The following is a 20,269-nucleotide window of genomic DNA, read 5'->3' on the forward strand; positions in this document are numbered from 1 at the left end:
GTCCGCGGGTACCCCCCGGCCTTCGGCGTAGGCTGGATACGCCCTCCAGCTCCGTTCAGACATCCCGAGGTGAGACGTGTCTCCGCGCCGCAACCGCCCGAAGGCAGGCGGATCGTCCAGCAGCAGCGAGTCCACCGGCAGTGGGGACGAAGGACGGCGCTACGGCGGATTCCAGTCCACGGAGAGCTGGCAGGGCGAGCAGTGGAGCGTGCGCCATGTGGCGGGCGCGAGCGCGGCCGGAAAGGCGTACCGCTGCCCCGGATGCGACCAGCAGATCGCCTCGGGGGTCGCCCATGTGGTCGCCTGGCCCGAGTTCGGGGGAGTGGACGACCGGCGGCACTGGCACAAGGCGTGCTGGAACGCGAAGGACCGCCGCACCACGAAGGTGCAGCGGTCCAGGAACGCGCCGCGGTACTGAAGCCCGTCGGGCCCCAGGAGCCCTATACGTCGCGGCTGTTGAGCGACAGGAACGCGCCGCCGAGCGCCACCGCGGTGACCGCCGCCATGATCCACAGCGGTTGCCAGCCGGTCGGTCCTGAGCCCGCGGTCACCGAGTTGTCGTAGAGCACGGCGAGCTGGCTGGGGATCGAGTACTCGAGCAGCGCCTGCTGCAGGTCCTTCAGCGCCTCCGAGAACATGAAGATCGCCATGACGAGCGGCAGCAGCACGATGCCGACCATGATGGTGATGGCGCCCGCCGAGTGCCGTACGAGCGTGCCGACGGCGAGCCCGAGCAGGCCGAGCAGCGCGACGAACAGGCCGACGCCGAAGGTCGACTTCGCCCACGTGCCGCCCTCGGGGGAGTCCACGCCCACGATCCCCACCTGGAGCGCGCCGACGAGTGCGGCGAACACCGTGGTCAGCACCGCGACGAGCAGGAAGAAGACGATCGCCTTGGCGGCGAGCACCCGGCTCCGGCTGGAACAGGCCGTCATCGTCGTGCGGATCATGCCGGTGCCGTACTCGGAGGCGATGGTCAGGACGCCGAGGGTCATCACGCAGATCGTGCCGAGCAGTGTGCCGAAGAAGCCGAGGCTGAGCACCTGGGCGCTGCTCGGCGAGGAGCCGTCGTCGGCGGCGACCACGGCGGCCGAGGCCAGACCGAGGCCGACCATCAGCACGATCATCACGCCCAGCGTCCACATCGTGGAGCGCACGGAACGGATCTTCGTCCACTCCGAGGCGAGCGCGTCGCCGAGGTGCGCCTTGCGGATCGGGATGGGCGAGGCGTACGAGGCGTACGAGGCGCCGGGTGCGGTGAGGGGCGGGTGCGGCGTACTCGGCGTAGTCACCGGGTCTCCTTGTCCAGCGGCGGGGCGGTCGGGGCACTCGGCGGCGGCATCGGCGCGCTCGGCGGGGGCATCGGCGCCGCGTACGGGTTCTGGTCGGCGACGGGCGGTTGGGCGGGCGGCTGGGCCGGGGCCTGGGGCGGCGGCGGGGCGTACCAGCCCGGCTGGCCCTGGCCGGGCACCGGCATCTGGCCGGGCGGCATCGCGCCGGGCGGCAGCGGCTCGTGCAGCCCCGCGCGCTGGTCGGCGGTCGAGCGGAAGTCGACGGCGCCCTGCGTCATCCGCATGTACGCCTCTTCCAGCGAGGCCTGATGCGGCGACAGCTCCCACAGCCGTACGTCCGCGCCGTGCGCCAGATCGGAGATCTGCGGCAGCGGAAGACCGGTCACCCGCAGCCCGCCGTCCTGCTCGGGCATCACCTGGCCGCCCGCCTCGGTCAGCGCCGCCGTCAGCTTCTCGCGCTGCTGCGGCTCGGTGTCCGGGGTGCGCACCCGCGCGAAGCCGGCCGAGTTGTGCGCGATGAAGTCCCGCACGCTCATGTCGGAGAGCAGCTGCCCGCGCCCGATCACGATCAGGTGCTCGGCGGTGAGCGCCATCTCGCTCATCAGGTGCGAGGAGACGAAGACCGTGCGCCCCTCGGAGGCGAGCTGCTTCATCAGGTTCCTGACCCAGAGGATGCCCTCGGGGTCGAGCCCGTTGACCGGCTCGTCGAAGAGCAGCACCTGCGGGTCGCCGAGGAGCGCGGCGGCGATGCCGAGCCGCTGCCCCATGCCGAGCGAGAACCCGTTGGAGCGCCGCTTCGCGACGTCCTGCAGCCCGACCACGCCGAGCACCTCGTCGACACGGCGGGCCGGGATGCCGGAGAGCTGGGCCAGGCTCAGCAGATGGCTGCGGGCGGTCCTGCCCCCGTGCACGGCCTTCGCGTCGAGCAGCGCGCCGACCTGGCGCGGCGCGTTCGGGAGTTTGTTGTACGGGTAGCCACCGATGGTCACACGGCCCGCGGTCGGCTGGTCGAGGCCGAGGATCATGCGCATCGTCGTGGACTTGCCCGAGCCGTTCGGCCCGAGGAACCCGGTCACGGTTCCCGGCCGCACCTGGAAGGAAAGGTTGTACACGGCTGTCTTCGCGCCGTAGCGCTTCGTCAGGCCGACTGCCTCGATCATTCTCCGCACCCATCGGAAGGTTCTGAGAGTTTCAGGACGTCGGGGCAGACGCCCCCCGTAAGGGTTAGGAGCCTATACGCGAGCTGACGGTTCCGGCCAAGAGTGAGCAAAGCGTCAGGCGGGGCCGGAGGGGACTGTTCCGCCCGCGCGCAGGAGCCGGGTGCCCTCCTCGCGTACGGCAGGGGACGCGGCCGCGCGCCGCACCCAGTCCCGCGGGGCAGGACCGAGCAGCGCGGCCAGCTCCGCGGAGCCCGCCATGAGCGCGCTCAGGAGGCCCGCCTGATCGCCGCCGCCGGTCCGCGGGGCACCGGTGCCCGGGTCGACGAGAACGCCGTGCTCACCCACGTACATCTGCAGACCGGGGACGGGGGCGTCCGGGACGTCGACCCGGCGGTAGTTCGGCAGCTCGGTGGCGTCGACCGCCTTCAGCTGGGCCGCGTCGAGCCAGGACACGACGAGGGTGCGCGCGGCCCGCGGATCCGGGTAGGGGGCGGCGGCCACATATCCGTTGCGCCCGATGTGCGCGGAGCAGCCGACGCCGATGCCGCGCGTGGGCAGCGGCACCATCGGCACGGCGACCGGAAGACCGAGCTTTCGCAGCTTGTACGCGACTTGGGCGGGGGCCGCGTTGGAGCCGACGGCGAGGACGGGGGTGCGGTCCGTGGTCCAGCGCGGCAGCTCGCGCTCCACGTCCAGCTCATGGAGTTCGTCACCGAGGAGCAGGCAGGGAGCGTCGACGGGGCGGCCGGGGTAGGCGAGCGGGGTGAGTGCGGGCACGGTGTCGTAGCCGAGAGCGGCGAGGGTGCGGGTGGGTTCGATGAGCGCCATGGATCCGCAGGCTAGAGGTTGCCCGTCGTTCTACGCGTCCCGCTTCTTCAGCAGGACGTACCCGACGATCAGCGCCACCGCCACCCACACCAGCAGGATCGCGAGCCCGCCTCCCGGCCCGTACGGTGCGTCGTCGCTGGGCGGGTCCACCACCTGCATGACCTTCAGGCCGGCCTGGTCGGGGAAGTACTGGGCGACCTTCTTCGTGGCCGAGACGCTGCCGAGGATCGGCGAGACCAGGAAGAAGAACGGCATCAGGATGCCGAGCGAGAGCATGGGGGAGCGGAGCATCGCCGCGACGCCCATGGAGAACATCGTCATCAGCGTCATGTAGACGGCGGCGCCGAACACCGCGCGCAGCACGTTCGGGGCGCCCAGGTCCGTGCCGTGGTCGCCGAGCATCAGCTGCCCGAGGAAGAACGACGCGAAGCTGATGACCAGCGCGACGACGAGCGCGAGCAGCGCGGCGACCAGGATCTTGGAGAAGAGGAACGTGCCGCGCTGCGGGACCGCCGCGAGCGAGGTGCGGATCATGCCCGTGCTGTACTCGCTCGCGACCACGAGGACCCCGAAGACCAGCATCGCGAGCTGGCCGAGGGTGAGGCCGGAGAACGAGATGAAGGTCGGGTCGAAGGTCACCTTGTCCACGGTCGACATCTTGTCGAACTCGTTGCCGGTGAACGCGCTGATCAGCATCCCGAGACCGACGGAGACGACGACCGCGAGGCCGAGCGTGAAGGCCGTCGAGTTCACCGATTTGATCTTGGTCCACTCGGAGCGGAGGACCTGGGCCGCGGCCATCTCAGACGCCCTTCTCTCGGTTCGCCTGGTTCCAGCTCGAACCCCAGCCCGACTGGTGCGGATTCTGCGGGTTCTGCGGGGCCTGCGGGTTCTGCGGGTTCTGTGGCGGCTGTGGGTCCTGCGGGTTCTGCTGCGCCGGAGCGTCCGTGTGCGCGTGGTATTCCACCGACTCCGCCGTCAGCTGCATGAACGCCTCTTCCAGGGATGCCTGCTGCGGGCTCAGTTCGTGCAGGACGAGCTGGTTGCGCGCCGCGAGCTCACCGAGCTCCTCGGCGGGGTGGCCGTCCACTTCCAGGGCGCCGCCGGACTCCACGACCGTGATGCCGGCCCCGTGCAGCACGTCGAGCAGCCGCTCGCGCTGCGGTGAGCGCAGCCGGACGTACGAGCGAGAGTTCTGCCGGATGAAGTCCGGCATCGACATGTCGGCAAGGAGGCGTCCCTGCCCGATGACCACCAGATGGTCGGCGGTGAGCGCCATTTCGCTCATCAGGTGGGAGGAGACGAAGACGGTACGGCCGGCGGTCGCGAGGGATTTCATCAGGTTGCGGATCCAGTGGATGCCCTCGGGGTCGAGCCCGTTGACCGGCTCGTCGAACATCAGGATCTGCGGGTCGCCGAGCAGGGCCCCGGCGATGCCGAGCCGCTGTCCCATGCCGAGCGAGAAGCCCTTCGCCTTCTTACGGGCCACGGCCGTGAGGCCGACCGTGTCGAGCACCTCGTACACGCGGCTCTTGGGGATGCCGTTGGACTGCGCCAGGCACAGGAGGTGGTTGTAGGCGTTGCGGCCGCCGTGCATCGCCTTCGCGTCCAGCAGGGCGCCGATATAGCGCAGCGGGTCCTTCAGCTGGGCGTAGTGCTTGCCGTCGATCCGGACGTCGCCCGCCGTCGGGTTGTCGAGGCCGAGCATCATCCGCATCGTGGTGGACTTGCCCGCGCCGTTGGGGCCGAGGAAGCCGGTGACGATTCCTGGCCGGACGGAGAAGGTGAGGTCGTCCACGGCCGTCTTCTCGCCGTAGCGCTTGGTCAGCCCCGAGAGCTCGATCATGTGGCCACGCTAAAACGTGACAAAGCCCCCGGCCACTTGTGTGTGACCGGGGGCTTCGAGTTCTCTTTCAAGCCCCGCCGGCGATTGAGGCGCGGGGTGCGGGGGGGGGGCCCCCGGGCCCCCCCCCCGCCGGGGGGGGGGGGGGCGGGGGGGGGCCCCCCCCCCCCCCGCGCCCGCCCCCCCCCCGGGGGGGCGGCCCCCCCCCCGCCCCCCCGGGGGGGGGCCCCCCGGGGCCCCCCCCCCGCACCCCGCTGCTCAATCGCCGCAGGGGCTTCAAATGCCTACCGGGACTGCTGGGCCGGGACTCCGCGGGAGACCGGCTCGTCCTCCGCAGGGGCGCCCGCCGCGGCGACGGCCGCGCCCGTGAGGGTGGCCAGCATCTCGCGGACGTTCGTCAGCTGCGCGTTGATCGAGTCGCGGCGGTTGGTGAGCGCCGCCAGCTCCCGCTCGGACTCGCTGCGGATCCGGTCCGCCTTGGCGTTCGCGTCCGCGACGATGTCCTCGGCCTGACGCTGAGCCGTCTCCACCGTCTGGCGGGCGCGCCGCTCGGCGTCGGTGCGGAGCTTCTCGGCCTCCAGGCGGAGCTGCTCCGCGCGGTGCTCGATCTCGGCGAGGCGCTTCTCGGCCTTGGCCTGGCGCGAGGCCAGGTCGCGCTCCGACTGCTCGCGGCGCTTGGCCAGGTTCGTCTCGAAGTCGGCGGCGGCCTGGGCGGCCTTGGCGCGCGTCTCCTCGAAGAGGGCGTCCGCCTCCTCGCGCTTGGACTGCGCGTCCTTCTGCGCCTCGGTGCGCAGCGTGGTGGCCTCGCCCTTGGCCTTCTCGACGATCCGAACGCCCTCGTCCTCAGCCTTGGACTTGCGCTCGGCGGCGAACGACTCCGCGTCGTTGCGCACCTGCTGGGCCGCGGACTCGGCGAGCTCCCGGTGCTGCTCGGCCGCCCTGCGGGCCTCTTCGCGCAGGTCCTTGGCCTCCTCCTCGGCGAGGCGGAGGATCTTCTCGACGCGGGCGCCGAGGCCGGCGTACGACGGCTCCGCGTCGTTCACCTGCGCCTGAGCGTTCTGCGTCTCGAGGTGGAGTTCCTCGATGCGCTTTTCCAGAGCAGTGATACGGGCAAGAGCGCTGTCACGGTCGGAGACGAGCTTGGAGATCCGTTCGTCCACCTGAGCGCGGTCGTACCCACGCCGCACAAGCTCGAAGCCGTAGGGGGAAGTGTCGCTCATGGGGTTCCTGTCGAATGAGACCGGTGAGGTGATAGGGGGAATCCTAGGGGGCGTAGCGGCGTGTCATCGGGCAGATGTCGTATTGATCAGCCTTCGACTCTAGAATGTCACCCCTTTTGAGTGGCGTAGGGACGGAGTGCTTGCCAGAACAGGGCCAAAGGTCCTCGGAGAGCACGGTAGTTGGCCGAAAGGCTAGCCCTCCGAGCCCTTGCCACCCGAACGTGTGGCCCCCGCCGTGGCCCCCGCCTTGACGCCACTGTCCTTGCTACCCCCGCCGGACGGAGCCTCAAAACTCTCCAACGCCTCCAACACGTCCTGGACACGGGAGATCTCGGCATTGATGTCCTCGCGGCGCCTGACCAGTACGTCGAGATCCCGCTGCCCCTTGTCGATCATGGCGGTGGCCTCCTGCTCCGCGTCCGCCTTGATCTTGTCCGCCTCGCGGGACAGCTCGGCCTTCTTCTGCTCGGCTTCCTTGAGAAGGCCTTCGGCCTTCTTCACGGCCGCGATCCGGACCTTGCCGGCCTCCGAATTCGCGTCGTTCAGAAGCTCCTTGGCCTTCGTCTGCGCCTCGGAGAGCTGTTCCTCCGCGGCCTTGACGAGGGCGTCGCAGCGTTCGCCCGCGTTCTTCATGGCCTCCGCCGACTCGCGGCGCGCGTGCTCGTGGAGCTCCTCGATCTCGGCCGTGATCCGGTCGCGCAGCTCCTCGGCGCGCTCCCTGATCTGCGTCGCGTCCCTGCGGGCGCCGACGAGCAGCTCGTCCGCGTCCGTACGGGCCTTCTCCACGATCGTGTTGCCCTCGACGGTCGACTCCGCGACCAGGCGCTCGGCCTCCGTGCGGGCCGCGCCGACCATCGTGTCGGCCTGCGACTCCGCGTCGGCGGTCGTCTTCTGCGCCGTCTCCTGCGCCTCGCGGGTCAGCTTGTCGGCCTCGGTCGCGGACTCCGTGATGAGCTTGTCGACCTGCTCCGCGGCCTCCGTGCGCCGCTTGTTGGCGTCCTTGCGGGCCTCGTCCAGCGTGCGCTCGGCCTCCTCGCGGGCGGCCGCCGTGATGCTCTCGGCCTCCGCCGCGGCGTCCGCCTTGACGCGCTCCGCCTCGGTGCGGATCCGCTCGGCGTGCTGCTGCGCGGAGGTGACCGTCTCCGCGGCCTCGGCGCGCAGCCGCTCCGCGTCGCCGGACGCGTCCGAGATCAGCTTCTCGGCCTGGGCGACGGACTCGGTCCTTACGCGCTCGGCCTCGGTCCGCGTCTCGTTCGTCAACTGCTCGGCGGCGGCCGTCGATTCGGCGCGCAGCCGCTCGGCCTCGGTGCTCGCGTCACCGACGAGCTTCTCGGCCTTCGCCGTGGACTCGGAGCGGACCCGCTCCGCCTCCGCGTTGGTCTCCGTCGTCAGCCGCTCGGCCTCGGTGGCCGCCTCGGTGATCAGTGTGTCGGCCTGCTCGGCCGCGTCGGAGCGGATCCGGTTGGCGTCCTCGCGGGCGTCCGCGCGGGTGCGCGAGGCGTCCTGGTCGGCGGCCGAGCGCAGATCGGAGGCCTCCGTACGGACCTGCTGGGCGTGCTCGGACGCGTCCGTGCGCAGCCGCTCGGCCTCGGTGAACGCCTCCGAAACCGTGCGCTCCGCCATGGCCTTGGCGGCCTCCGCCTCGGCGGTGGCCTCGGAACGGACCCGGTTCGCGTCCTCGGTGGCGCGCTCGCGCTCCGCGTAGGCGTCGGAGCGGACCCGGTCGGCCTCCTCCTGCGCCTCCGTCCTGGTGCGCTCCGCCGCGTGCTCGGCGGCGCTGCGCAGCCCGGTGATCTCTTCCTGGGCCTGCTCCTGGAGCCCGGCCACGGAGTCGCGCACCTGCTGCGCCGTCTGCTCGGCGGTGGAGACCATCTCGGTCGCCCGCTGGTCCGCCTCCTCGACCAGACGTACGGCCTCGGCCTGCGCCTCGTCCACGCGGGCGCGCGCCACGGCGAGCAGTTCCTCGCTCTGCTCGCGGGCCCGCTCGCGCTCCTGATCGGCTTCCTCGCGCGCGCTGCCGAGCGTCTCCTCGGCCTCGCGTCGGCGCCGCGCCGCCTCTTCCTGGGCGGCGGCCAGCGTCTCGGCGGCCTCGGTGGCGATCCGCTCGGCGGCGGTCTGCGCCTCGGCGCGGGTCCGGTCGGCGGACTCCTGCGCCTCCGTCTTGAGCCGCTCCGCCTCGTTGGACGCCTCGGACCGCAGTCGTACGGCGACGTTCTCGGCCTCGGAGCGGGTCGTCGAGGCGTCGGACGCGGCCTCCGTACGAAGGCGCTCGGCCTCCGTCTCGGCCTGCGCCTGCACCGTACGGGCGCGCTCGGCGGCGTCCGCGCGCAGCCGCTCGACCTCCTCTGCGGCCTCGCGGCGCAGCGTCTCGCCCTGCTCCCGCGCCTCGTTCAGCGCCGTCTCCGACGCGGTCAGGCGCTCCTCGGCCTCCGTGTGCAGGCGGGTCAGCTCGCGGGCCGCCTCCTCCTGCTTGGCCCGCATCGCCTGCTCGGCCTCGTCCTTGAGCTCCTGCGCCGCGCGCTCCGCCTCGGACCTGGTGGCCTCGGCCTGCTCCTCGGCCTCGGTGCGGTACCGCTCGGCCTCCGCGCGCGTGCGCTCGAGGGTCTCCTCGGCCTGCTTGCGCAGCGACGTGGCCCGCTCGATGGCCTCCGTGCGGACGCGCTCGCTCTCCGTCGTCGCGGCGGTCCGCAGCTCGTCCGCGTCCGCCTTCGCCTTGGAGAGCAGCTGCTCGGCGGTGCTGGCCGACTCCTCGATCTGCTGGACGGCCTCGCGGCGGGCCTCGGCCCGGATCCGCTCGCCCTCCTCGACGGCCTCGGCCCGCAGCTGCTCGGCCTCGCCGCGCAGCCTGCGCGCCTCCTCCTGGAGCTCGACGGTCTTGGCGCGGTACTCCTTGGTGTCGTCCTTGGCCGCGCCCTTGAGCTCCGTCGCCAGGTCGTGCGCCTCGGCGCGCAGCCGGTCGGCCTCGGCCTCGGCATCGGCACGGAGCCGCTCGGCCTCGTCGGCCGCCGCCTTCGTCGTCGCCTTGGCTTCCTCGGACGCCTTGTTGAGCACGTCCTCCGCGGTGCGCGCGGCCTTCGCGAGCTCGCCGGCGGTCTCCTCGGCGGTGACCGTACGGGCCTTCTCCTTGGCCGCGGCGATCAGCTGCTCGGCCTCGGCGCGCGCGTCGGCGACGACCTGCTCGGCCTCCGACTTCGTGGTCTCCGCGTCCTTGGTGGCCTCCTGGACCAGGCGGGCCACCTGCTCCTTGGCGGTGCGGGTGCGCTGCTCGTTGGTCGACTCGGCGGTCGCGAGCTGCTTGGCCGCGGCGTCCTTCGCCTCCGCGAGCACCTTGTCGGCCTCGGCGCGGGCCTCGCGCAGCGCGCTGTCCGCCTCGGCGATCTTCTGCTCGGCGGCGCGGCTCAGCTCGCCGGACCGGCGGCGGGCCTGCTCGGACTCCTCGCTCGTCGACGTCCGCAGCTGCTCGGCGTGGTCGGTGGCCTCCTGCGCCTGCGTCGACGCGGCGTTCAGCAGGCGCTCGGCGTCCTGCCGGGCGCGGGCCAGGATCGACTGCGCCTCGGCGCGCGCCTCCTCGGCCTCGGAGGTGAGGCGCTGGCGGGCCTGGTCGGCGACGCGCTCGGCCTCGGTGCGGGCGGCGGCGAGCGCCTGGTCGGCCTCGGCGCGCGACTCGTCGAGGAGGCGGCGGGCCTGCTGCTCGGTGCGGGCGCGCAGCTGCTCGGCCCACTGCACGTTCTCGTTGACGTGTGTCTCGACCGTGCGGCGGCGCTCGGAGAGTTCCTGGTCGAGCTGCTGGCGCCGGTTGACGGCCTCCGTGTGCAGCTCGGACTGGAGCCGGGACTGCTGCTCGGCGTGCTCCTGGAGGATCCGCTGGGTCTGCGCACGGGCCTCGCGCAGCTCGCGCTCGGCGTCGGCGCGCAGCTGGTCGGCCTGGATCTGCGCATTACGGAGGAGCTGCTCGGCCTGGTAGCCGATGTCCGACCCGTCGTAGGCAGGCCGGGACGCGAGGCTGCGGCGCGCCTCGTGCAGCTTGGCGCGCAACACCTCCACCTGGTAGCCGAGGTCCTCGGCGTGCTGGACGGCCTTCTCCCGATCGGTCTTCAGCCGGTCCATCTCGGCTTCGAACCGCGAGAGATGGTCGGTCTCAGCCGGCCGTCGGCCGTCCTGGCTCTCATAGCCCCGCACTGCGCGGTCCCATCCGTCCCCTGGTCGCAAGTTCTTCTTACGAGCCCCGCCGATCCCGCGAACGGAGCCCCCGGGGAATGGTGTCAGATCGAATGGCACGGCGCCGTCGGACCGGTCCGGCTGCTGCCGTATGCCGCCCGACTTGCCCCGACCCTCGTCCCCCGATACCCGGACCCCGGCCCACGACTGGCCGTTGGAGACGGCAGCCGCCCCACAACCCTACCGGCCCGGCTATGTGGAGGTCAGTGCTCCACCGAGTCCTTGGGTGCGGCGGTGACGAGTTCGGTCAGTACGCCGTGACAGTCCTTGGGGTGCAGGAACGTGATGCGCGAGTCCATCGAGCCGCGTCGGGGCTCTTCGTAGAGGACGCGTACGCCCTTGTTCTTGATGTCGTTCGCGTCCGTGTCGACGTCGGCCGTGCCGAAGGCGATGTGGTGCACACCCTCGCCGTTCTTGGCCAGCCACTTGCCGACGGCGGAGTCCTCGCGGGTGGGTTCGAGCAGCTGGAGGTAGGTGGCGCCCCCGTCGCTCGTCTCGTTGACCTTGAGCATGGCCTCGCGCACGCCCTGCTCCTCGTTGACCTCGGAGTGGTACACCTCGAAGCCGTACGTGGCCCGGTAGAACTCGACGGTCTTGTCGAGGTCGAAGCAGGCGATCCCGATGTGGTCGATTCGCGTCAGCATGCTGTAAGTGCAGCGCGGTTCGAGGTGGTTACGCAACGTGCGCGCGATCACACCCCGGTGACGGTGACGGGCGGGATACCGGTCAGTACATTCGAGTAAACCCTCGTTCACTCCTCACCTCCAAGGGGCCGTGCCTCATGTCAGGAACGACCGGTACCACGTCAGTGATCGTCGCGGGCGCGCGGACGCCCATGGGCCGTCTGCTCGGCTCGCTCAAGTCCTTCTCCGGAGCCGACCTCGGCGGCTTCGCGATCAAGGCCGCCCTCGACCGTGCGGGAATCGGTGGCGACCAGGTGCAGTACGTGATCATGGGCCAGGTGCTGCAGGCCGGGGCAGGGCAGATCCCGGCGCGCCAGGCCGCGGTCAAGGCGGGCATTCCGATGAACGTCCCGGCGCTCACGATCAACAAGGTGTGTCTGTCCGGGCTCGACGCCATCGCGCTGGCCGACCAGCTCGTTCGCGCCGGCGAATTCGACGTGGTCGTGGCAGGTGGCCAGGAGTCCATGACGAACGCACCGCACCTGCTGCCGAAGTCCCGCGAGGGCTACAAGTACGGCGCGGTCGAGATGCTCGACGCGATGGCGCACGACGGCCTCACCGACGCCTTCGAGAACATCCCCATGGGCGCCTCGACGGAGAAGCACAACACCCGCCTCGGCATCGCCCGTCCCGCACAGGACGAGGTGGCCGCCCTGTCGCACCAGCGGGCCGCCGCCGCGCAGAAGAACGGCATCTTCGAGGCGGAGATCACGCCCGTCGAGATCCCGCAGCGCAAGGGCGAGCCGGTCGTCTTCAGCAAGGACGAGGGCATCCGCGCGGAGACCACGGCGGAGTCGCTCGGCAAGCTGCGCCCGGCCTTCGACAAGGAGGGCACGATCACCGCGGGCACCTCATCGCAGATCTCGGACGGCGCCGCGGCGGTCGTCGTCATGAGCAAGGCGAAGGCGCAGGAGCTGGGCCTGGAGTGGATCGCCGAGATCGGCGCGCACGGCAACGTCGCGGGACCGGACAACTCGTTGCAGTCGCAGCCCTCGAACGCGATCCAGCACGCCCTCAAGAAGGAGGGCATCGGCACCGAGGACCTCGACCTCATCGAGATCAACGAGGCCTTCGCGGCGGTGGCCGTGCAGTCCATGAAGGACCTCGGAGTGTCCTCGGAAAAGGTGAACGTCAACGGCGGCGCCATCGCCCTGGGTCACCCGATCGGGATGTCCGGCGCGCGCATCGTCCTGCACCTCGCCCTGGAGCTGAAGCGGCGCGGCGGCGGTGTCGGTGCGGCGGCCCTGTGCGGTGGTGGCGGTCAGGGTGACGCGCTGGTCGTGCGGGTACCCAAGGCGTAACGCCTTTACGTGTTCGGCGGTGTACGGGAACTGGTGAACGGAGCTGTGATGCAGGACGTCCCCACGTTGGTCGCGCAGGCGAGGGAGGGCAGGCCGCGTGCCGTGGCCCGGCTGATCTCGCTGGTGGAGGGGGCGTCCCCGCAGCTGCGCGAGGTCATGGCCGCACTGGCCCCGCTGACCGGGAACGCGTACGTGGTCGGGCTCACCGGCTCGCCCGGTGTCGGCAAGTCGACCTCCACGTCGGCGCTCGTGAGCGCGTACCGGCGGGCCGGGAAGCGGGTCGGCGTGCTCGCCGTCGACCCGTCGTCGCCGTTCAGCGGCGGCGCGCTCCTCGGCGACCGGGTCCGGATGTCGGAGCACGCGTCCGACCCCGGGGTCTACATCCGCTCCATGGCGACGCGCGGACACCTGGGCGGTCTGGCCTGGGCCGCACCCCAGGCGATCCGTGTCCTGGACGCCGCCGGCTGCGACGTGATCCTGGTCGAGACGGTCGGCGTGGGCCAGTCCGAGGTCGAGATCGCCTCGCAGGCGGATACTTCGGTAGTACTCCTCGCCCCCGGCATGGGCGACGGGATCCAGGCGGCCAAGGCCGGAATCCTGGAGATCGGCGACGTGTACGTGGTCAACAAGGCCGACCGGGACGGGGCCGACTCCACGGCCCGCGAGCTGAACCACATGCTGGGCCTCGGCGAATCCCGCGCCCCCGGCGACTGGCGCCCCCCGATCGTGAAGACGGTCGCCGCACGCGGCGAGGGTGTCGACGAGGTCGTCGAGGCCCTGGAGAAGCACCGGGCGTGGATGGAGGAGCACGACGTGCTCTCCGAGCGGCGTGCGGCGCGCGCGGCCCGCGAGGTGGAAACGATCGCGGTGACGGCCCTGCGCGAACGCATCGGCGACCTCTCCGGAGACCGCCGCCTGGGCGCCCTGGCCGAACGCATCGTCTCCGGCGACCTCGACCCCTACCGGGCGGCGGACGAGCTGGTGGCGGGGTTGACGGGTCAGTGAGACCGGTGCCGGTTGCCGGGGCCTGAGGTGGGTGCGGCCTGTGCCGGGGCGATTACCGGTGCCGGGGTCGGCGCCTTCGTGATGTGCGGCCTGCACCGGGGTGCCGCCTTGCCCACCCTGCCGCCCAAGGCGGCAGATTGCCCAAGGCGGGTGCGGGTGGGTGGGTGCTTCTGTCGGCGGCGAGGAGGAAAAATCAAGCCCCTGCGGCGATTGAGCAGCGGGGGCCGGGGCAGAGCCCCGTGGCGTGGGCGTGGCTGGACCGAACCGTATTGGGAGCAGGGGGCGATCAAGCCCCGTCCACGCGGACCGGGGCGGAGCCTCGTGGCCCCGCCCCGGTTCCCGGTGGACGTCAGTCGTCGTCGCCGTCGTCGTCCGACGCGTGGTCCACGGACACCGCACCCGACTGGAGGTCCACGTGCCAGTCGTGCTCCGTACCGTTCGCGGACGTCGTCTCGACCTCCCAGACCTTGACCGAACCGTCGTCATCCGCGTCCACCGACGTGACCGTGCCCTTCGCGGCCGCCGCCTTGGCCGCGTCCTCGGCCGACGTCGACGCGTCCTTCAGGGTCGCCGCGACACGAGCCGCACTGTCGTCGCCGTCGTCGTCGCGCTCGGTGTGGGAGCCGAGCACCTTGCCCGTGCCGGGGTCGATCTCGACATGCTGCCACTTGTCGCCGGAGCCGATCACGTCGACGTCCCAGACGAGCCGGCCGTCGTCGGAGTCGAGGTCGGCGCCGACGGCCGTGCCGGGCTTGTGCTTCAGGGCGGCGGCGATGGCGTCCTGGGCCGAGACCTTGGCGCCCTTCGCCTCGTTCGCCTCTTCCTGGTTGTCGCTCACGCCGTCGTCGTCCTTGACCTGCACGGACGACTTCGACGCCGCCGACTTCGACGAACCGTCGTCGTTGCCGACCGCGACCGCGGTGGCCGTGCCCCCGCCGAGCAGCGCGACGACGGCGATGGCGGAGATGACAGTGGTACGGCGCTTCATGAGCTTCTCCCGTGTCTGGTGGGCGACTTCGGGCCGCCCTGTCCGTCCTTCGAGAAACACACTGCCCGGACGACCCTGAAGCCCCGCTGAAGAACCCTGAAGGGTTCTTCAGGTTCGACCTGCCACCCTTGCTCACATGCGCTTGTTGATCGTCGAGGACGAAAAGCGGCTCGCCCTGTCGCTCGCCAAGGGACTCACCGCCGAGGGCTACGCCGTCGACGTGGTCCACGACGGCCTTGAGGGCCTGCACCAGGCGAGCGAGGCGGCGTACGACCTGGTCGTGCTCGACATCATGCTGCCGGGCATGAACGGCTACCGGGTCTGCGCCGCCCTGCGCGCCGCCGGCAACGACGTGCCGATCCTGATGCTGACCGCGAAGGACGGCGAGTACGACGAGGCCGAGGGGCTCGACACCGGCGCGGACGACTACCTGACGAAGCCCTTCTCGTACGTGGTGCTGGTCGCGCGCGTGAAGGCGCTGCTGCGGCGCCGGGGGAGCGCCGGCGCCAACCCCGTGCACACCGTCGGGCCCTACGCCGTCGACACCGCCGCGCGCCGCGTCACGCACGCCGAGGACGGTGAAGTCGCGCTCACCACAAAGGAGTTCGCGGTCCTGGAGCAGCTTGTGACGCGGGCCGGCGAGGTCGTGTCGAAGGCCGACATCCTCGAGCACGTATGGGACTTCGCGTACGAGGGCGACCCGAACATCGTCGAGGTCTACATCAGTGCGCTGCGCCGCAAGCTCGGCTCCTCCCTCATCCGTACGGTGCGGGGCGCCGGATACCGGCTCGAGGTGCCCCGATGAGCAGGTTCAGGAGGCCCTTCAGCTCCGTACGGGCCCGCGCCGCCCTCGCCGCCACCCTCGTCGTCGCGGTCGCCCTGGTCGCGGCCGGCGCCACCGTGCTGCTCTCGCTGCGCGGCAACCTCACAGATCAGGCGGGCGGCGACGCCGACTCCACCGCCCGCCGCGTCGCCACCACCCTGGCCACCGGCACCGCGCCCGACGCGCTCGACCTGGACGACGAGGACCCGGTCCAGGTCGTCGACGAGGACGGCAGGGTGCTGGCCACGTCCGAGGACCTGGAGAAGATCTCCGGCACCGGCGTGAGCGACGTGAAAACCACCACGGCGCGCCCCGATGACGACGACGGGGGAGACGACGGAGGGGACGACAGCAAACAGAACGGCAGCGTCTCCGACCACACCGACTACACCGACGGCAGCGCCACCATCGACGGCGACAGCGCCGGCTTCCGGTTCGCCGCGGTCGAGGTCGAGGACACCGAGTACGGGGATCTGACCGTGCACGCGGGTGCCTCCCTCGAAGCCGAACAGAGCGCGGTCAACACGGCGTTGACCTCCATGCTGATCGGTTTCCCGGTGCTGCTCGTCATCGTGGGCGGGGTGACGTACCTGGTGACGCGGCGCGCACTGCGACCCGTGGAGGGCATCCGCGCCGAGATGGCCGCGATCACGGCGTCGCAGGACCTGGCAAGGCGGGTGCCGGAACCGGACACCCACGACGAAGTGGCCAGGCTCGCCGGCACCACGAACGAGACGCTCGCCGCGCTCGAGGCCTCCGTGGACCGTCAGCGCCGCTTCGTGGCCGACGCCTCGCACGAGCTGCGCAGCCCGATCGCCTCGCTGCGCACCCAGCTCGAAGTAGGCGCGGCACACCCGGAGTTGCTCGATGTGGACGGCGCCGTCGAGGACACGGTGCGGTTGCAGGAACTGGCCGCCGACCTGCTGCTGCTCGCCCGGCTCGACGCGGGGGAGAAGCCCGGCGGCGCCGAGGTGGACCTCGCCGCCCTGGTGCGCGAGGAGCTGTCCCAGCGCGTCGGCGACCGGCTGCCCGTCTCGATGGACGTACAGGTGGACGCGGAGGAAGAGGCCCAGGTCACCGGCTCCCGCGGCCAGTTGGCACGCGTGCTCGGCAATCTGGTGGACAACGCGGAGAGGCACGCCCGTACCGGTGTGCACGTCACACTGCGCACGGGGAACGGCCGCGTGACCCTCGGCGTCGCCGACGACGGTCAGGGCGTGCCGGAGGACGAGCGGGAGCGGATCTTCGAGCGGTTCGTACGGCTCGACGACGCCCGCACCCGGGACGGCGGCGGGGCCGGTCTCGGCCTCGCCATCGCCCGGGACGTGGCGGAGCGGCACGGCGGCTCGCTCACGGTGCGTTCCGCGCCGGAGGGCGGCGCGCTCTTCGAACTCGCGTTGCCCTCCGACTGACGGATGACGCGGATTACGGTTTGCCGCGTTGCGAACGCAGGTGTTCCGCGATGGGCGAGAGGGCCTGGCGCAGGCTGCCCAGCTCCTGTACGGAGACAAGGTCCACAAAGTGCCTGCGGACGGATGCCACGTGGTGCGGGGCGACCTTCCGCATGGTCTCCATGCCGTAGTCGGTGAGTACGGTGTAGAGGCCCCGGCGGTCCGACTCGCAGTTCTCACGGCGGACCAGGCCCGCGTTCTCCATGCGGGTGATCTGATGCGAGAGCCGGCTCTTGGACTGCAGGGTCGCGGCCGCGAGGTCGCTCATCCGCATCCGGAGATCCTCGGCCTCGGAGAGGTTCACGAGGATCTCGTAGTCGTTCATCGTCAGGCCAAAGGGCTGGAGATCCTTCTCCAGCTGGTAATTGAGCAGTCTGTTGACCTCCAGGTGGGTGCGCCAGGCGCACTGCTCCTCGTCGGTCAGCCACGGCGTGGCCGTCTCGGTCTCCATGGAATCGATTCTACCTAAGAAGTTGAAAGGTGAACGAATGTGGGGGGTGACACTGCGCACCCCGCGCACCCGAGGGTGCGGACCAGGAAATTATGGGGTCACGCGTTCGACGTCACACTCCGCAGACTACCGCTCACAGCCCGAAGCGACGCTGGAGGTCGCCGAGCTGTCCGGGAAGACGCGGTGCCCCCTGCTGGCCCGCGGACGCCCCTGGTCCGCCGGGAACTCCTGCCTGGTGAGGTACGTCACCCACCTGCTGTTCCGGCATCAACGACTCGCTGGATTGCAGCAGCACCGTCCCCGCGCCCACGAACTCGAATTGATGCTCCTCGCCCGAGACCCCGCCGACGCCCGTCATCGCACGTAGACCGCCGATCACGCCCGTCAGATATCCGTGGTCGTAGTGGTGGCACGGTGAGGGGCAGTCGGCCCAGCCGACGAGCGCCTGCGGGTCGACCCGGATCGGCGGCTCCATGAACACAACCGGACCGTTTGATGCCGCAACGAATTTGCCGGTGCCAATGAGTGTGAGGAAGCCGGGAACGATCGATTGCTTCAGCGCGAGAGTTGGCTGAAAAGCGAGCAGGTTTCCCGCGCGGATGGTCAGGTTTCCGTCCTCGAGGTCGTACGAGTTCACATCGAAGGCCCGGTCCGCGAGCAGCATCTTGCCGCTGCCCTCCGCGACCACCCAGTCGCTCGCGTGCAGCGGCGAGTGGAACGAGGTGCGCACGAGCCGGTCGAGCCTGCCGTGCCCGATGCCGTTGAAGTCGATCCGCCCGTAGTGGGCGATCATCTTCCCCTTCTGCAGGAACCACTGGCTGCCCCGCAGCTCCACGCAGAAGGTGTACGCGTTGACGTTGTCGTCGACCGGCAGGGTCATCGGGTCGAAGATCGCCGGGCTCCCGGCCGTATGAGCGTTCACAGTTTGTCCTCCGACGCCTGTACGTACACCGCACCGCTCCCGCTCAGCTCCAGCTGGAACGCCTCGCCGCTGCCACGCCCCACCATGTCCCGCCAGCCGAGCGCCGTGGACAGCTTGTTGCGTACGTCGCCGTGGTGCGCCACGTACGCCTGCGGGTCGACGTGCACGGACCTTCCCGGGGTGATCGGGACCTCGATGACCCCGCCGTGCGCCATCACCGCGACCGGGCCGTGGCCCTGCAACGTCGTCGTGAACAGGCCCTGCCCGGTCACCTGGCCGCGCACCATGCCCATCACGCCGCCCTGCGCGCCCATGAACATCGTCCCCTGCCGCAGCGCCCCGTCGAAGGCGAGCAGCCGGTCCGCCTCGACATAAAGGGTGTCGCCGGAGAGCGTGATCACCTGCACGTGGTGGCCGCCGTGCCCGAACAGCACGGTGCCACTGCCCTCGACCGTCATCAGCGGTGTCGCCTCGTTCGCGACCCGCCGCCCGATCATGGACATCACCCCGCCCTGTCCGCCCTGGACGTTGGGGGTGAAGGAGACGTCCCCCTGGTACGCGAGCATGGCGCCGCGCTGGCTGTAGAGCCGCTGCCCCGGCACGACGGTCGCCTCGACCATCTTCGAGTTGATCTCACGGAAGGCCGCCATGGTGCTCACACATCCCCCGCGATCGTGTTGCGCTCGCTCGGCTGTACATAGACGAGCCCGTCGCCCTCGAAGAGGATCTGGAAGGCCTCGCCGCCGCCTTCCCCCAGGAACGTACGGAAGGTCACCCCCGACTGGAACGACTGCCGCAGGTTGCCCTGGTGCGCGATGTAGGCGCCGGGGTCGACGGTCAGCGGGTAGTCGTGGCCGACGCGCAGGACGACGGCCGGGCCCTCGCTCATGATCGCCGCCTGCCCGTGGCCCTCGACGGTCGTCGTGAACAGGCCGTTGCCCTGGGAGGCGCCGCGTACGCCGGTGAACGAGGTGCCGGTGCGCAGACCGGCGTCCGTGCAGAGCAGATTGCTGGACTCGACGTAGAGCTTGTCGCCCCGCAGTCCTACGAGGTTGATCTCGCTCGCCCGGTCGGCGAACCAGCAGGTGCCGTCCCCTTTGACCTCCATCATGGTCATCTGCTCACCGGTGATGCGGCGGGTCACCATGCCCCGGACCCCCTCGCCACCCCCGCTCAGCTTTTTGAACGCCATCCGGCCGTCGTAGGCGACCATCGAGCCGTTCTTCGCCTTCACGCTGTCGCCTGTCATGTCGACGGCCAGCACCTTGCTGCCCTGCAGTCGGAACGTAGCCACGAGGTCGAAGGTAGCCGCCAAGGAGAGCCCGCCGACAGGCCCCCACCGGCGCGATGCCACAATGGGAAATCGCTTGTGCGTACATTCACAAGATCATCGACCACCCGCCCCGCTCAGCCGAAGGTGCACCTGTGGACCTCAAGACCGCCTCCGCCCTCCGACGCCTCCGCCTGGTCTCCGCCCCGGAGGCCGTCTCCTTCCTCCTGCTGCTGATCTGCTCGGTCCTGAAGCGGACGACGGACTTCAACGGGGTGCCCGTGATGGGCATGGTCCACGGCGTCCTCTTCGTCCTGTACGTGATCTTCTGGCTCGACGCCTGGAACAAGGCGAAGTGGAGCTTCGGCACCGCCGCCCTCTACTTCGTCCTCTCCGTCCTGCCCACCGGCGGCTTCTTCGCCGAGCGCAAGCTCAAGCGCGAGGGCGAGGCCGCGGTGATCGCCGGCCGCGCCCGCCAGGAGGGCGTGGTCAGCGCATGATCGTCGCCTTCTCCGTGACCCCGCTCGGGGTCGGCGAGGACGTGGGGGAGTACGTCGCCGAAGCGGTCCGCGTGGTCCGCGAATCCGGCCTCCCGAACCGCACGGACGCGATGTTCACCTCCGTGGAAGGCGAGTGGGACGAGGTGATGGCGGTGGTCAAGCGCGCCGTCGCGGTGGTCGAGGCGCGCGCGCCCCGCGTGTCGGTCGTCATGAAGGCGGACATCCGCCCGGGCGTGACGGACGGCCTGACCTCGAAGGTCGAAACCGTGGAGCGGCAACTCTCCGACGGCTGACTGGCGCAGGGCCTGTCGTTC

At 70.9% G+C, this 20,269-nt stretch carries 20 protein-coding genes; 7 read left to right on the plus strand and 13 right to left on the minus strand.

The features are described 5' to 3' along the window. The first annotated feature begins 76 nt into the window (after positions 1–76). Entirely contained in the window at positions 77–418 is a 342-nt protein-coding gene (locus ACIRHA_RS27425; protein WP_403851025.1) for an ATP/GTP-binding protein, read from the plus strand. Positions 419–440: 22 nt separating this feature from the next. On the opposite strand, the gene ACIRHA_RS27430 is transcribed toward ACIRHA_RS27425, so the two are convergent. The 8 genes from ACIRHA_RS27430 to mce all read right to left on the minus strand — a co-directional run bounded on the left by ACIRHA_RS27430 (position 441) and on the right by mce (position 11,205). Next, on the minus strand, positions 441–1,292 hold the full coding sequence (locus ACIRHA_RS27430; protein WP_403851027.1) for an ABC transporter permease subunit: 852 nt from the start codon (positions 1,290–1,292) through the stop codon (positions 441–443). Continuing rightward, the gene (locus tag ACIRHA_RS27435) at positions 1,289–2,452 is read right to left on the minus strand and encodes an ATP-binding cassette domain-containing protein (protein ID WP_403851030.1); all 1,164 of its coding nucleotides are present in this window, start codon (positions 2,450–2,452) and stop codon (positions 1,289–1,291) included. Before ACIRHA_RS27435 ends, ACIRHA_RS27430 begins: the two co-directional genes overlap by 4 nt. 114 nt (positions 2,453–2,566) lie before the next feature. Next, positions 2,567–3,280: a hypothetical protein gene (locus ACIRHA_RS27440; RefSeq protein WP_403851033.1), complete on the minus strand. Its 714-nt coding sequence runs from the start codon at positions 3,278–3,280 to the stop codon at positions 2,567–2,569. Positions 3,281–3,310: 30 nt separating this feature from the next. After that, the gene (locus ACIRHA_RS27445) at positions 3,311–4,081 is read right to left on the minus strand and encodes an ABC transporter permease subunit (RefSeq protein WP_403851036.1); all 771 of its coding nucleotides are present in this window, start codon (positions 4,079–4,081) and stop codon (positions 3,311–3,313) included. A 1-nt stretch (position 4,082) separates the two neighbouring features. Continuing rightward, a complete protein-coding gene (locus ACIRHA_RS27450; protein ID WP_403851038.1) occupies positions 4,083–5,126 on the minus strand; it encodes an ABC transporter ATP-binding protein in 1,044 nt (347 codons plus the stop codon). A 281-nt stretch (positions 5,127–5,407) separates the two neighbouring features. Further along, a complete protein-coding gene (locus ACIRHA_RS27455) occupies positions 5,408–6,343 on the minus strand; it encodes a cellulose-binding protein (protein WP_403851040.1) in 936 nt (311 codons plus the stop codon). A 192-nt stretch (positions 6,344–6,535) separates the two neighbouring features. Next, positions 6,536–10,522, minus strand: a complete 3,987-nt coding sequence (scy, locus tag ACIRHA_RS27460) for a polarized growth protein Scy (protein WP_403851043.1) — start codon at positions 10,520–10,522, stop codon at positions 6,536–6,538. Between the two features lie 242 nt (positions 10,523–10,764). Beyond that, positions 10,765–11,205 carry a methylmalonyl-CoA epimerase gene (mce, locus tag ACIRHA_RS27465; RefSeq protein WP_266714173.1) on the minus strand — a complete coding sequence of 147 codons (441 nt, stop codon included), beginning with the start codon at positions 11,203–11,205 and terminating at the stop codon, positions 10,765–10,767. A gap of 137 nt (positions 11,206–11,342) precedes the next feature. On the opposite strand from mce, the gene ACIRHA_RS27470 reads away from it, so the two are divergent. Beyond that, on the plus strand, positions 11,343–12,545 hold the full coding sequence (locus ACIRHA_RS27470) for an acetyl-CoA C-acetyltransferase (RefSeq protein ID WP_403851045.1): 1,203 nt from the start codon (positions 11,343–11,345) through the stop codon (positions 12,543–12,545). A gap of 48 nt (positions 12,546–12,593) precedes the next feature. After that, entirely contained in the window at positions 12,594–13,550 is a 957-nt protein-coding gene (gene meaB / locus ACIRHA_RS27475; protein ID WP_403851047.1) for a methylmalonyl Co-A mutase-associated GTPase MeaB, read from the plus strand. Between the two features lie 349 nt (positions 13,551–13,899). On the opposite strand, the gene ACIRHA_RS27480 is transcribed toward meaB, so the two are convergent. After that, a complete protein-coding gene (locus ACIRHA_RS27480; protein WP_403851049.1) occupies positions 13,900–14,538 on the minus strand; it encodes a PepSY domain-containing protein in 639 nt (212 codons plus the stop codon). A gap of 136 nt (positions 14,539–14,674) precedes the next feature. Here ACIRHA_RS27480 and ACIRHA_RS27485 point away from each other — a divergent pair, with 136 nt between their 5' ends. Together ACIRHA_RS27485 and ACIRHA_RS27490 are read left to right on the plus strand one after the other, a co-directional pair. Beyond that, complete coding sequence (locus tag ACIRHA_RS27485) at positions 14,675–15,343, plus strand: response regulator transcription factor (protein ID WP_403851051.1); 669 nt, start codon at positions 14,675–14,677, stop codon at positions 15,341–15,343. Next, positions 15,340–16,773: a sensor histidine kinase gene (locus ACIRHA_RS27490; protein WP_403851055.1), complete on the plus strand. Its 1,434-nt coding sequence runs from the start codon at positions 15,340–15,342 to the stop codon at positions 16,771–16,773. The genes ACIRHA_RS27485 and ACIRHA_RS27490 overlap by 4 nt, the downstream gene beginning before the upstream one ends. 13 nt (positions 16,774–16,786) lie before the next feature. On the opposite strand, the gene ACIRHA_RS27495 is transcribed toward ACIRHA_RS27490, so the two are convergent. The 4 genes from ACIRHA_RS27495 to ACIRHA_RS27510 all read right to left on the minus strand — a co-directional run bounded on the left by ACIRHA_RS27495 (position 16,787) and on the right by ACIRHA_RS27510 (position 19,479). Then, positions 16,787–17,263 carry a MarR family winged helix-turn-helix transcriptional regulator gene (locus tag ACIRHA_RS27495; RefSeq protein WP_403851058.1) on the minus strand — a complete coding sequence of 159 codons (477 nt, stop codon included), beginning with the start codon at positions 17,261–17,263 and terminating at the stop codon, positions 16,787–16,789. Positions 17,264–17,396: 133 nt separating this feature from the next. Next, positions 17,397–18,143 (minus strand): AIM24 family protein, encoded by a 747-nt coding sequence (locus tag ACIRHA_RS27500; protein WP_403851175.1) that lies wholly within the window; start codon positions 18,141–18,143, stop codon positions 17,397–17,399. 38 nt (positions 18,144–18,181) lie between these two features. Continuing rightward, a complete protein-coding gene (locus ACIRHA_RS27505; protein ID WP_403851178.1) occupies positions 18,182–18,835 on the minus strand; it encodes an AIM24 family protein in 654 nt (217 codons plus the stop codon). A 5-nt stretch (positions 18,836–18,840) separates the two neighbouring features. After that, positions 18,841–19,479, minus strand: coding sequence for an AIM24 family protein (locus tag ACIRHA_RS27510; protein WP_403851061.1), 639 nt, complete (start codon positions 19,477–19,479; stop codon positions 18,841–18,843). Between the two features lie 131 nt (positions 19,480–19,610). Between ACIRHA_RS27510 and ACIRHA_RS27515 the strand changes: the two genes are divergently transcribed. Both ACIRHA_RS27515 and ACIRHA_RS27520 read left to right on the plus strand, forming a co-directional pair. Then, positions 19,611–19,955 (plus strand): DUF3817 domain-containing protein, encoded by a 345-nt coding sequence (locus ACIRHA_RS27515; RefSeq protein ID WP_403851064.1) that lies wholly within the window; start codon positions 19,611–19,613, stop codon positions 19,953–19,955. Then, the gene (locus tag ACIRHA_RS27520; protein ID WP_267069210.1) at positions 19,952–20,248 is read left to right on the plus strand and encodes an MTH1187 family thiamine-binding protein; all 297 of its coding nucleotides are present in this window, start codon (positions 19,952–19,954) and stop codon (positions 20,246–20,248) included. The genes ACIRHA_RS27515 and ACIRHA_RS27520 overlap by 4 nt, the downstream gene beginning before the upstream one ends. Positions 20,249–20,269 lie beyond the last annotated feature (21 nt).

It is taken from the genome of Streptomyces sp. NPDC102360 (assembly GCF_044766085.1).
Taxonomy (GTDB): Bacteria; Actinomycetota; Actinomycetes; order Streptomycetales; family Streptomycetaceae; genus Streptomyces.